9 protein-coding genes are annotated in these 13,188 nt (G+C 69.5%); 5 read left to right on the top strand and 4 right to left on the bottom strand.

All coding sequences use genetic code 11. The features are described from left to right. Positions 1-130: 130 nt before the first annotated feature. Positions 131-1,954: a DUF2330 domain-containing protein gene (locus OEB96_RS39710; protein WP_266222125.1), complete on the top strand. Its 1,824-nt coding sequence runs from the start codon at positions 131-133 to the stop codon at positions 1,952-1,954. A gap of 18 nt (positions 1,955-1,972) precedes the next feature. Here OEB96_RS39710 and OEB96_RS39705 read toward each other — a convergent pair whose 3' ends face one another. Beyond that, complete coding sequence (locus OEB96_RS39705) at positions 1,973-2,764, bottom strand: hypothetical protein (RefSeq protein WP_266222124.1); 792 nt, start codon at positions 2,762-2,764, stop codon at positions 1,973-1,975. Further along, positions 2,761-3,657: a HipA domain-containing protein gene (locus OEB96_RS39700; protein ID WP_266222123.1), complete on the bottom strand. Its 897-nt coding sequence runs from the start codon at positions 3,655-3,657 to the stop codon at positions 2,761-2,763. Before OEB96_RS39700 ends, OEB96_RS39705 begins: the two co-directional genes overlap by 4 nt. A gap of 109 nt (positions 3,658-3,766) precedes the next feature. Between OEB96_RS39700 and OEB96_RS39695 the strand changes: the two genes are divergently transcribed. Next, positions 3,767-4,297 carry a TIGR02444 family protein gene (locus tag OEB96_RS39695; protein ID WP_266222122.1) on the top strand — a complete coding sequence of 177 codons (531 nt, stop codon included), beginning with the start codon at positions 3,767-3,769 and terminating at the stop codon, positions 4,295-4,297. Between the two features lie 146 nt (positions 4,298-4,443). After that, complete coding sequence (locus OEB96_RS39690; protein ID WP_266222121.1) at positions 4,444-6,687, top strand: GumC family protein; 2,244 nt, start codon at positions 4,444-4,446, stop codon at positions 6,685-6,687. A gap of 13 nt (positions 6,688-6,700) precedes the next feature. Here OEB96_RS39690 and OEB96_RS39685 read toward each other — a convergent pair whose 3' ends face one another. Beyond that, positions 6,701-7,753, bottom strand: a complete 1,053-nt coding sequence (locus OEB96_RS39685) for a hypothetical protein (RefSeq protein ID WP_266222120.1) — start codon at positions 7,751-7,753, stop codon at positions 6,701-6,703. Between the two features lie 156 nt (positions 7,754-7,909). Then, entirely contained in the window at positions 7,910-8,671 is a 762-nt protein-coding gene (locus OEB96_RS39680) for a sulfite exporter TauE/SafE family protein (RefSeq protein WP_266222119.1), read from the bottom strand. 227 nt (positions 8,672-8,898) lie between these two features. Between OEB96_RS39680 and OEB96_RS39675 the strand changes: the two genes are divergently transcribed. Both OEB96_RS39675 and OEB96_RS39670 read left to right on the top strand, forming a co-directional pair. Further along, complete coding sequence (locus tag OEB96_RS39675; RefSeq protein WP_266222118.1) at positions 8,899-11,325, top strand: O-antigen ligase family protein; 2,427 nt, start codon at positions 8,899-8,901, stop codon at positions 11,323-11,325. Positions 11,326-11,580: 255 nt separating this feature from the next. After that, positions 11,581-13,086 carry an OmpA family protein gene (locus tag OEB96_RS39670; RefSeq protein WP_266222117.1) on the top strand — a complete coding sequence of 502 codons (1,506 nt, stop codon included), beginning with the start codon at positions 11,581-11,583 and terminating at the stop codon, positions 13,084-13,086. The last annotated feature ends 102 nt before the right edge of the window (positions 13,087-13,188 follow it).

The following is a 13,188-nucleotide window of genomic DNA, read 5'->3' as shown; positions in this document are numbered from 1 at the left end:
GCCCGATGTTTGCACCGGGTGCGCGCGGCCTGGGGACGGGACCGTGGTGGGTCCCGACGGGGGAGCGCGCACCTGGGTGCGCGTTGCCGCTCTCCCAGGAAATCTCGTTTGGCTTGGAGAAGGGTCTCTCATGCGCCTCGTTGGTACTGCTGCGTTCACCCTTGGTCTCGGCGGCCTGATGGCCCTCACCACCGCGCGCCCGGCCCACGCGTGCGGCGGGTTCTTCTGCGATGCGGGCCCCAACGTGGTGGACCCCGAGGCCATGCCCGTGGATCAAACGGGAGAGACCATCGTGTTCGTGGTGGGGCCGACCCACGTCGAGGCCCACATCCAGATCCAGTACGACCCCGAGTCGGGAGCCGAGCGCTTCGCCTGGTTGATTCCGATCCTCGGCACCTCGCCCGAATTCTCGGTGAGCTCGCAGCAGCTGTTCCTCAACCTGCAAAACTCCACCGTGCCGAGCTACGGGTACGTCAACGAGGTCGAGACGTGCGGGGGCTTCGGCGACGACGGCAACTGGGACGACGGCTGGGGGGGCGGTGACTACTGCGATGGCACGAGCGGTGCCGCCGGCGACGGGGGCTTCACGGGATCGCCGGGCACAAGTGCCGCAGGCAGCGAGGGAGGCGACGACGGCGAGACCACGGGTGGCGGCACCGAGGTGGTCTCGAGCCACACGATCGGAGCGTTCGACGTGGTGGTGCTGCAGAGCCAGACCGCCGAGGAGCTGATGACCTGGCTCGGCGACAACGAGTTCTACCAGGACCCCAACGCCACGCCGATCTTGCAGGAGTACATCGAGGACGGGGCCATGTTCGCGGCCATCCGTCTCACCAACGGGGCCGGGGTCGGCGAGGTGCACCCGCTGGAGATGCGCTACGAGGGCACCGAGCCCTGCGTGCCCATCCGCCTCACGGCCATCGCGGCCAGCGAGGACATGGACATCCGCACGTTCTTCCTGTCGAACACCCGCGCGTATCCGACCAACTACCGCCACGTGGAGCTGAACCACCTCAAGCTCGACTGGATCAACCTGGCCTCCAACTACAAGGACGTGGTGACGATGGCCATCGACACGCCGATGGTCGATGGGCACGGCTTCGTGACGGAGTTCGCGGGACCGACCGGGAGGATCCCGCGCGATGGGCTCTACGACGAGCGCTGGGATCACGCTCCGTTCCAGAGCGCGACGCCGCTGGAGGTGCCGGGGCTGCTGAGCCAGCAGGGGCTGTTGTCCTGCGAGTTCGGCGAGTGCACCTTCGGGCACCCGCTCATCGAGGGCATCCTGGCCGCGTACCTGCCCGTGCCCGAGGGGGTGACGCCCAGCGCGTTCTACGAGTGCATCGAGTGCTACGAGGACCTGGTGGACGAGCGGGACTGGGATCCCTTGGAGTTCGCCCGAACCCTGCGCAGCCGCATCATCGACCCGGGCCAGCATGCGCTCGAGATCCTCGACACCAACCCCTTCGTCACCCGGCTCTACACCACGCTCTCGCCTCACGAGATGACGCTCGATCCGACCTTCCACGTGGAGCCCCAGGCGTTCGACGTGGTGGACGACACCGCGGTGGCCGCCAACCGGTTCCTGGCGTGCTCGAGCCGCGCGGAGATGCAGGGTCTGCCCGGCGCCCGTGACGTTCGCCTGCAGCCGTTCGACGAGTGGCCGGTGTTCGGGTTCGAGGACATGCCCTACGCCGAGCGCGTGACCGAGCACCTGCCCGGCGCCGCCCCGGTGGTGCTGATCGACGAGACGGAGGCCATCGACGCCGCGCTGGCGCTGTGGAACGGCAGCCGGGCCGGGAGCCTGCCCGTCTCGCCCTCTTGCCATGATCCGGGGGCGGACGGAGTCCTGGGAGGCTGCGGATGCCGAGCCGACGAGGGCAGCGGCTGGGCCAGCTGGGCGCTCATGCTGCTGGCGATGGGCTGGGGCGCGCGACGCCGACGACGGCACTGAGATCGTACATTCCGCCGATCAACCGACGAGGGAGAGCGGGGACTCGCCGTCGTTCCCGCCCCGATAGGGAAGGAACACGGGGTCGTCGAACGGCTCGAAGCCGCTCGGCCACGCCGCGTCGACCCGAACGAGCACGCGATGATGGGCAGGATGGGGAGGCGGATTGATGCGCTCCACCACGAACCGTGGGCTCCCCGCTGCCGCGACGAGACGATCGAGGTCGGTCAGGAGGTAGTCCGCGATGTAGCCGACGATCGAGCCCTCGAACCGCAGTTGCCGGGCCCCAGGATTGTGCTCGTTCGTGGGCTCGGGCACGGCCTCGAGCTCGTCTCTTGGTCGCATCTCCGCGATCACGGTTTCGGCCCCGGGGATGTGGCGGACGGCTCGGAGGAGGAAGAACGTCACGTACCGGCCCGTGTCCGGATCGCGCTCGGCGGCGAGGACCGTCTCGACTCGATCCGTCTGCCTGCGTCCCTCGCTTCGTCCGAGCAGCTCGACCTCGGTCGCGTTCTGCACGGACAGACCGAGCGCTTCTACATAGGCGGCATAGTCTGGTCTCGTGCTCGGGAGCACTCGATTGCGGAAGAAGGGGAAGAGATTCGAGCCCGCGTAGCGGCGGTCCAGATGGGGAAACGCGAGAAACGGCTGAAAGCCCAGCTCGAGAGCTCGGCGCACGCCCTCGATGTACCCGAATTCATACCGCACTTCCCGTGGCTCCGCGGCGGCTCGGGTCGCCACGAGCTCGGCGACGGGCACGATTGCGCGAGTCGACTCGTGCCTCCAGTTGACGATGAGCCTTCGGGAATTCATGACTGCGAGCCGGGAACCGAGTTCGAGTGGTCGAGCAAATTCTGACGGGCTGCCAACAGGACTGCAAGGGTAAAGGCCCTCGACGTGTCGCTGATCATCGTGTCGGGCACACGCGCAACGATGCGCTCGAATCCGCCGAAACCGGTGTCTCGCAGGCGAGAGAGCCAGATCGCCATCGCAGCCGGGTGCTGCTCGCCTGCCAGTCGAAAGGCGTCTGCTGGGTGCAATGGTCGCTTGGCGCCGACCTCGGCGTACAATCCCGAGCGAGCGCGGCTCACGTAGCCCGACGGTTCGAACGCGGGGTCCTTGGTCTCCAGGCGCCGCTGTCGCTCTCCGTCCGTCAACTCCCGACCCAGTGACGATGCATGATCGTAGCTCGGCGCGAGCACCCGAACACCGCTCGCCAGTTGCAGTACGCCCCAGTTCTCGTGGTGCCGATCGCTGTTGACGATGACGGCGTCGAGGAGAAGATAGCCAACGAACCAGTCGGCTGCACAGGCCAGTGACGACTCGGCGCTCCTCGGAGGATCCACTCCCTTCAACCGCTGGAGTACTGCGCCGACGGTATGCTTCGAAACCCCGCGTAGCCGTACGGTTGGGTAGGTCTCGTCGACCTCTTGAAGAAGCTCGTTCCCATGAACGAGGGATCCACTGCCCGTCTCCACGAAGCTCATCGATACGCTACCCGGCTGGCCATCGCAGGTCGCGAGATCGACTCGCGCACATGGAATATCGAGCATGTGACCAATCTCCGCTGCGATCTTCTCGGACCAGTGTTCTCCCGTGTTCCGTCGCGCGAACTTGAAGAGCCAGCTCGCGCCACTGCCGTCGCGATACCAGAACTTCTCCTTGGTCCCCATCGTCTCGTTGCCAAGCCCCTCGGCTCGCAACACGACCCGACAGTCGTAGGATCCCTCGATGCCCAACCTGGCCTCCCGCGGACGCCGACCATAGCACCATGGGTCGGACATCGAGTCGCAGATCGTGGTAGGGCTTCTCGGGTTGCCAGGCTCCTCCCCCACCGCGTCCCCTCGCGACGCGCTGTGGCGCTTCGCCGTCCGAACCTACGCGCTCCCCGGGGTCGCCCCGCTGTGCCTGCGCCTGCAGGACGAGCACGGCGTCGACGTGGACGTGGTGCTGGGCCTGTTGTGGCTGGCCGAGCGGGGCGTCGAGCTCGACGAGGCCTCGCTCACCGCGATGCTCGACGCCGCCGCCCCGGTGCACGCACGCGTGGAGCAGCTCCGCGTGCTGCGGCGCGCGGTGAGCTCGGATCGCGAGCACGACCCGCGCTGGCAATCGACCTACGAGCACCTGAAGGCGGCCGAGCTCGCGGCCGAGCGCGTGGAGCTGTCGCGGATCGAGGCAGCCGTGGCCCCGCTCGTCGTCGACCCGGCCGCGCCGCGGGCTCACGACCGGGCCCCCGAGCTCGCGGGCCTGGCCCTGCCGCGCTACGCCGAGCACGTGAACGCCCGCGAAAGCGAGCCCCTCCTGCGCGAGCTGGTGGTGCGGACCTGGCCCGATGCTCGCGCGTGACGCCGATCCCGCCGAGGCACATCCGGCCGGATCGGGCAAGAAACCCGGGTTCGAGCCGCGCGTGTTGGATCCGGCGGCCCAATGTCGGCGACAAACCTGGAGCCCCAGGACCCCCCTGCTAAGCTAGCCGCGCTGCTGGCCAACCCATGGCTCGCTCACCCCAGCTCGCGCCTGGCCCCACGCCAGCGCGCCCCGAAGACGAGGCGGCCCACGCCGACGTGCTGGCGCAGGCATTGCGGCTGCTCGCGATCCTGCGGAGGCGATGGATGGTGGTGGTGGTCACGAGCACGCTGTGCATGGCCGCAGCCGCGCTGGCGATCATGCTGCTGCAGCCGCGATGGAAGGCCACCGCCAGCGTGGTGCTGCACATGTCGGGGCCGCAGGTGCTCGACAAGGTCAAGGGCGTGGCCGAGGACGCCGAGGGGCGCGTGCTGGGCTATCGCGAGTACTACCAGACGCAGCGCACCATCATGCAGAGCCGCTCCGTGGCCGAGCGCGCCCTGACGGAGCTGGGGCTGGCCAACGACCCGGTGTTCCTGGGCATCGCGGACATCGAGAGCGAGGTGGAGCGGCAGGCGCTGGCCGACCAGATCGATCCGGTGCAGCGGCTGCGCGACCTGACGTTCGTGCAGGAGGTCCGCAACTCGCGGGTGGTCGAGATCTCGGCCGAGTACCCCGACGCGGAGGTCGCGGCCGAGATCGCCAACGCGATCGCCGATGCCTACATCGAGCACGTCCGCCGCAGCCGCTCGCGCGTGGGAGAGGAGGCCAAGGGAAACATCTCGGCGGAGCGCGACAAGGCCCAGCTCAAGCTGCAGGACGCAGAGAAGGCGCTCGAGGACTTCAAGCGCGCCCACGAGATCACGTCGATCTCGCTGTCCGATCGCCAAAACGTGATCACGCAGGACATCCTCACGCTGTCCACTCGAGCCAAGGACTCCGAGGCCCGGCGGATCGAGCTGCAGAACATGCTGGCGCAGGCTCGCGACCTGCACGCCAGGGGCGACCTGGCCGCGGCGAGCCTGCTGCCCGAGGAGGATCGCACGCTGTTCGAAAAGCTGCGGCAGGAGCAGCTCGACGCCGACACCGCCTTCGATGCGATCGACGTGGAGTACGGCCCCAAGCACGAGGAGCACCGCAAGGCCAAGCGGCGGCTCGACATGGTCAACGCCAAGATCGAGCGCGAGGCCAAGAGCCTCATCGCGTCGCTGGAGTCGCAGCTCGCCGCGGCGCGGGGGACCGAGCGCGACCTGGCGTCGTCCATGCGCCGCGAGAACGACAAGGCGCTGGCGCTGGGCGACCTCGAGCGCGGCTACCGTGAGCTCGAGCGCGAGGCAGCGAGCGCCGCCGAGGACTACCTGCTGGTCGCACGGCGCGACACCGAGATCGCGATCACCAACCGCGTGGAGGCCGAGGGCATCGAGATCCTCGATCGCGCCACCGTGCCCACGATCCCGGTGTTTCCCCCCAAGCTGCTGCTGCTGGCGCTGGGCCTGGTGGGCGGGCTGGGGCTGGGGGCGCTGCTCGCGATCAGCATCGACTTCCGCGACCATCGCATTCGGGGTCTGCTCGACCTGGAGCGCGCGCTGGCCAGCTTCGGGCTGCCGGTGCTGGGTCAGCTGCCGCTGCTGCCCGCCGACAACCGGCTGGGCATGGGCAACGTGCGGGCGCAGCGACGCCAGCGCGACCTCTACTCGCACCTCTATCCCCAGTCGCTGATGGCCGAGCGCTGCCGTGGCGTCCGCACGGCGCTGACGTTTGCGCAGGGTCGCGAGCCGGTGGGGAGCATCATGATCACCTCGCCGAGCTCCTCGGAGGGCAAGAGCTCGACCGCGATGAACCTGGCGCTGTCGTTCTGCCAGGCGAACAAGAAGGTCGTGCTCATCGACGCCGACCTGCGACGGCCGCGGATCCACCACATCTATCCCGCGCCGGTCGACAACGACGAGCTGGGGCTCGCGGCCCTGCTGTCGGAGCGGGCCGGCCTCGACGCGGCGCTGCTGCCCGCTCCGGAGGATGCCCCCGAGAACCTCAAGATCATTCCGTGCGGGGAGATCCCGGGCAACCCGGCCGAGCTGCTCGACGGGCCCGGATTCCGGCGGCTGCTGGGCGAGCTCAAGGAGCGCTTCGATCTGGTGGTGATCGACAGCCCGCCGGTGCTGCCGGTGACCGATCCGCTGATCCTGGCCGGCCAGGCCGACGCGGTGGTGGTGGTGACGCGCTGCGACTCGACCACGCGCGGCGAGCTCCACCGCGCGCTGACCCAGCTGGGGCAGGCCGACGCGAACATCATGGGGGTGATCCTCAACGAGGTCGACACGCGCCAGGAGCGTTACGACTACGGCGGGGACTACTACACGTATCGAGCACCCGCGACGGGCTCGGACTGAGCTGCTCTCGGCCTCACAGCAGCAGCAACAGCGCCAGCCACGGGAACGCGGGCACCTGCTTCGCCTCGGTCTCGTTGGGCAGCAGGCCGAGCTGGTGGGCCTGGCGGCGGGACAGCGGGAGCACCAGGTCGACGTGGGTGTGCTTGCGCGACAGCTCGAGCGTGCCGATGAGCTCGATGGCCCAGTCGGGGAGCGAGGGCGGGGGCGAGTCGAGCAGGGCGCGGATCATCGCCTCCACCGCGCGAGCATCGGACTCCACTCGAAACGAGCTGCCCACGCGCAGCGAGTAGCGGCGCCCGAGCTGGGCCTCGACCTCCACGGTGCGGACGGCGGCCAGGGGATCGAGGTCCTCGATGGCGGTGGACGACAGCTCGTGCTCGAGCTCCTCGGGGGTGAGCCAGGCGGAGAGATCGGCGGCAGCCCACACGTAGCTCTTGTTGGGCCGGCGCCGGGGCAGCAGATCGGTGGGCCCGGAGCCCCGCCCCGAGGACCAGGCGTGGCGGGCCCGCGCCACGGCGCCTTCGGTTCCGAGCACGAGCAGCTCGTCGTGGGGAGCGAACGCGAGCATGCCGTCGTATTCGAAGCTCACGCCGCAGCCATCGCCGGCGATGGTCGTGTCGAGTAGATCGGGCTCCCAGCGCCCGAGCTGCCGCTGCAGACAGCGAAGGGCATCGCCGTCGCCGATGCCCTTGCCGGTGACCACGGCCAGCAGCTCCTCGGAGCGATCGACGGAGAACCATGACTCGCGCAAGAAGTCCTGGTCGAGCTCGCACGCGGCGACGAGGCCGACCCAGGCCAGGCGCGCGGCCTCGAGCTCGATGAGGGGCAGCAGCGCACGGGGCCCGGCGGCGTTGGTGGCCGAGACGTCGGGGGCGAGGCGACGCTCACGAGCCATGTCGTAGTAGCCGACGATGACCGCGTCGCTGGGGAGCAGCTGCTCGGGGTCGACGCGGGAGCGGCAGGCCAGGGGCTCCGGGATGCCGGGGGTCACGGGAAGTGCGTCGGCGTGATCACAACCGAAGGCGAGCCACGAGACCAGCGGGATCCAGCGAGGGCCGATGCGCATGGGGGCCTTGGACGCTCGGAGCACGGGGCCATTGCCGAGGTCGCGACGTTTCGTGGATCCGAGTCACACGGGGGGCCACGACCAAGGCCGGCGATGCACCGTGGTGCGTTTGCCCCGGAGCGCGGCTGCGCCCGTGCAGCCACGGCGCTCGTGGGGCTAGAGCGCCACCGCCAGCACGCCGACGCCCTTGAGCGTCATGTGGCCGCCCACGTAGAGCAGCCACACCATCAACCCCGTGCGCAGCATCCGAGGAGGTACGGCGACGGCGAGGTTGGCTCCCACGATCGCGCCGACGATTCCCCCGGAGAGCAGCCGCAGCAAGAGCGTGGGATCCCAGGAGCCAAAGGCCGCCTGGAGCGAACCACCCACCGCGGCCAGCGAGAGGCCGAACAGCAAGTCGGTCCCCACCACCTGGGCCGCCGTGAGCGAGGTGAGATGGAAGAGCGCGACGGTACCCAGCGCGCCGGCGCCGGCCGAGGAGAACCCCACCTCGACGCCGATCGCCGCCGACACGGGGGCGAGCCACGAGCGTCGCTCGCTGGCCACCGCGGGCTCGGTGGGCGCGCGACGAAGCAGCGAGAACGCAGCCGAGGCCACGACCACGACGCCCACGAGCACCAGCACCACGCCGCGCGAGCGGCCGTGGTCCAGCCCCTGGAGCAGCACGCCTCCGAGCAGCACGCCGGGGATTCCACCCAGCGCCATGCGACGGAACGTGGCGAAGTCGACCTGGCCCCGACGCAGGTAGGCCACGATCGCGGGCAGCTTGACCGCGGCCCCGAACGCGAGCGCCGTGCCGACCGCGATCGCCGGTGGCACGTCGAACCACAAGATCAGCGCGGGGGCGGTGAGGGTGCCTGCGCCCACGCCGGTCAAGCCGATCGCCATCGCGATGATGAGGCCGAGGAGGACTTCCACGCTGGTCCTCGCAGGGTGGTCCAAGCGGGTGCGACTTTCAAACGGTAGATCACCGTATTTCAGATTCCTGGGCTTCTCGCTGCTCCTACGGCGGGCGTCAATCGGCCATTGAGTGCTCGATCGGGCGATTTCAACTGCACTTGAAAACCTCGTATCCGACCGAATAATCAGGCTCCCGCGGGCCGGTCCGCACCGTGCCCGCATTGCTGCCACCCTTGGGGTGATCGATGAGCGACGACCCCGACGAGGATCCCGAGCTCGAGCCGGTCGAGCCGGTGCGGCGGTCGGGGCGACGGCAGCAGGAGCGACGTCGGTCGTGGTCCCAGGCGCTCTTGATGGTGGCCGTTGGCAGCCCGGCGCTGATGCTGGGCGGGGTTCCTCCCACCGCCATGCTCGTGTTCCTGGTGGTGTTGCTGGCGCTGTGGCAGCGCATGTGCACGCGCAGCCGTGAGCCGTTGCTCGTGCCCCGGCCGGTGCTGCTGGGTCTGGCGGCCACGTTGCTGACGTTCGTGCAGTGGGCTCCGGTGCCGGGGATCCAGCAGGCCCTGGCCCCGCAGATGCATGCGGCGATCGAGCAAGCGCTGGTCGGCACGGGCATCGAGGCGCGCCCCGGGCTCTCGCCGTCACCCGGCGACACCGGGCTCGAGTGCGCCCGCCTCCTCGGTCTGACCCTGCTGTTCGTGGCCGCCGCCCAGCTGTCGTGGCGGGCCACGGCCACGGCCACCGCACTGGCGGGCTCGGCCGTGGCGCTCATCGGCTTCGCCCACGAGGCCCTCGGCTTCCAGGCGATCTACGGGGTCTATGCCCCGCGCGACGTGGACCCGTCGACGCTGCCGTCGATGATGGGGACGTTCGTCAACCCCAACCATCAATCGGGACTGCTGCTGCTGGGGATCTTTGCGGCGGGCGGGTTGGCGGCCGATCAACACCGCCAGGGCCTGGACACTCGCGATCCATCGAAGGTGGATCGCTACGGCGATCGCTTCCTGGCCGCGATGGCGGCGCTCACGGTGCAGGTGCCTGCGCTGGTGCTGTCGCTGTCGCGCGGTGCGATCGTGGCGCTGCTGCTGGTGGCTCCGGTGGCCACGTGGCTCGGGCTGCGACGCCAGCGATCGGAGCGCCACAGCCAGCGCCGTCGCTCGCGGCACATGTCACCGCTGCGGGTGGTGGTGGTGGTGGGACTGCTGGGGCTGTTCCTCTTGGTGGCGCAGCATGGAGCCTGGCGCGAGCTGGGCACGCTGCTGGACCTGGCCGATCCCGATGCCGACCTCGACACCAAGCTGCGGATCGCTCACGAGTCGCTGGCGCTGGTCGGCCAGTCGCCATGGGTGGGGATCGGACGCGGTGCGTTCATCGATGCGTTCGGAGCGATCGACTCGACGCCGACGCACGTGCTGCACACCCACCTCGAGTCGGCTCCGCTGGCCATGGTGGTCGAGTGGGGCCCGTGGCTGGGCGGTGCGATGGTCCTGGGCACGGCGGGGTGGTGGGTCCATGCGATGGTCGCCCACCGTCGACGCCACGACGGCGCCGCCCGACAGCTGGTGCTGCTGGGGCTGCTGGCCGCCGCGCTGCAGAACGCGGCCGACTTCGGGTTCGAGTTCCTGGGGGTCGCGGCGCCGGCGGTGGCGCTGGCCGGGGCGCTGTCTCCCAAGCCGGCGTGGCGATGGGCGCCCGGCCGGGCGCGGTGGATCGGCAGCGTGGGGCTCCTGGCGGCGCTGGGCCTGGCGACGTGGTCGGCTCCCCATTCGTTCACCCGTCGACCGGCGATCGACGCGGCGATCCTGGCCGGCGAGGTGGATCCGAGGACCGAAATGCCGTGGCGCCCCCTCGATGGCCGCTTGCACGGGCTGTGGGCCCGCCGCGCGGCCCAACGGGGGCAGTGGGAGGAGGCGCGCACGAGGGCGGAGGTGTCCGTGGCCCGGCGCCCCGGAAACGTGGATCCCTGGTTCATACTGGCGGCCGCCCGGGCCGAGCTGGGGGCGCCCCCCGAGCAGGTCGACCGGACGATGGCCACGGGCCTGGCCCAGCTCCACGACCCCCTCGACGAGGCGCTCGTGGACCACCTGCTCGAGCGCTACCCGAGCCCGGAGGAGCTGGCCGCCCTGTGCCCGGGGCGGGCCGAGCCGTGGATGCTGCTGGTCGACGGTCTGATGCCACGGGCTCCGCGACATGCGGACGCGCTGGCCGCGAGCTATCACGAGCTCCACCCCGAGGATCCGGCCCCTCTGCTGGTTCGGCATCGGCTGGCCATGGAGGCCCACGATCCGGGGCTCGCCCTCCATCATGCCCGGCTGTGGCGAGCGCTCGCGCCGGAGCAATCGGCGGCCCATCTGGCGGTGGCGGGGGCCTTGAGGGCATTCGAGCCGGCCCGCCTCGCGGAGGTCGAGCAGGCCCTCGAGCACGCCCTACGGGAGGCCCCGCTCCCCGACGACCGCGCCCGGGGAGAGATCGAAGAAGAGATGCTCCGCACGCTCATCGACCTGGGTGACGACGCGTCCTTGGCGCGAGCCCGGACGCTGGTGCCGGTGCTGCTGCGCCGCCCGGCCGAGCGAGAGACCCGGAGGAGGCGGGAGCTGATGGCACGAAGGGTACCCCCTCCATCCAGCCCCCCGGACCCCATCGAACGATCCCCCGTTTTCGAAAGCGACTGAAATCGACGCGATGCGGCTCCACCGATCCCCTGGAAACGAAGGGACGCGGCCCCTGGCCACCCAACCGTGGATGTGGCCCCCTGGTGTCAGCTGCCGAGCTCGTCATTTCCGCTACCCCTCGCGCATTTTGGTTTGCTAGAGTGCGCCGGCGCCCCCACCGCTCGCGCTCTCACCATGACGACGCTCCTCTCGCTATTCACGTCCTCCCTCCTCGTCGCCGAGCTCTCTGGTGCATCTGCTGCCCAGGGTGACCTCGTGGGTCCCGAACCCGAAGCCGGGGCCGATGCCGAAGCGTCTGGAAGCGCCTCGGTGAGCCTCGGCGGCGGCAAGAAGGAGAAGAAGGCCAAGGGTCAGAAGTCCGCGTCCAGGGACAAGAAGGACAAGGGCAAGAAGAACAAGGGCGAAGCCACGGCCGAAGGCGAGGCCAAGGGCAACGTCGGTACCGAGACGGCCGAGGAGATCAAGGCCAAGCCCTGGATCCGCCGCTGGGCCCCCACCAAGCACATGGTGGAGGTCGGGATCATGGGCGGCGTGTACCTGCCCGGCAAGAACCACGAGCTGTTCGAGCCGACCTTCGACCTGCCCGACCAGGGCTTTCGCAACTACAAGACGATTGGTCCCGAGATCGGCGCGCGCATCTCGTACATGCCGCTGCGGTTCTTCGGTGTCGAGCTCGAGGGGGCGGCCATGCCCACCCAGACCGACAACGACGTGGATGCCACGATCTTCGGGTTCCGCGGCCAGCTCATCGCGCAGCTCCCCAGGTGGAGCATCACCCCGTTCGTCCTGGTCGGCGGCGGCCTGCTCGGAGTGCAGAGCGAGCGCAACGCCGTGGGCGCCGACATCGACCCCAGCGCCCACTTCGGCGGCGGCGTGAAGATCTTCTTCAACCGCCAGTTCGCGCTCCGCCTCGATGCCCGCGACGTGATGAGCCACAAGCGCGGCGTGGACGAGACGTTCAAGAACCACAACTTCGAGGGCCTGGTCTCGTTCGTGCTCACGTTCAACCGGCCCAAGCCCTACGTGCCGCCGCCGATCCCCGACACCGACGGCGACGGCATCCTCGATCCCGACGACCAGTGCGTCAACGAGCCGGGCGTGCCCGAGTACCAGGGCTGCCCGATCCCCGACACCGACGGCGACGGCATCCTCGACCCCGACGACCAGTGCGTCAACGAGCCGGGCGTGCCCGAGTACGACGGCTGCCCGATCCCCGACACCGACGGCGACGGCATCCTCGATCCCGACGACAAGTGCCTCGACGTGCCGGGCGTGCCCGAGTACGACGGCTGCCCGATCCCCGACACCGACGGCGACGGCATCCTCGACCCCGACGACCAGTGCGTCAACGAGCCCGAGACGCCCAACGGCTACGAGGACGGCGACGGCTGCCCCGACGAGGTGCCCGAAGAGGTCAAGAAGTTCACGGGGGTCATCGAGGGCATCCGCTTCGACACCAACAAGTCGACGATCAAGAAGACCTCGTTCAAGACGCTCGATGCCGCGGTCGAGGTGCTGATCAAGTTCCCGAGCGTCGGCGTGGAGATCAGCGGCCACACCGACGACGTGGGCAAGCGCGAGGACAACATGACGTTGTCGCAGGATCGCGCCAACTCGGTGAAGGACTACATGGTTGGCAAGGGCGTCGACGCCTCGCGGATCACGACCCGCGGCGCGGGGCCCGATGAGCCGGTAGACACCAACAAGACCAAGAAGGGTCGCGCCAAGAACCGGCGCATCGAGTTCAAGATCAAGCAGTAGCTTCCCATATCCTCGAGCGGCTCGAGGAGTAGACGGCAGCGGGCGTTTGGTGCCCGCTGCCCGGGTATCGTACGACCTACGCCACGATCGACTGCCTCCACT

The organism is Paraliomyxa miuraensis (assembly GCF_026337845.1).
Taxonomy (GTDB): domain Bacteria; phylum Myxococcota_A; class Polyangia; order Nannocystales; family Nannocystaceae; genus Paraliomyxa; species Paraliomyxa miuraensis.
Note: the sequence above shows the minus strand (reverse complement) of the source record. Positions and strands in the feature narration are given on the sequence as shown.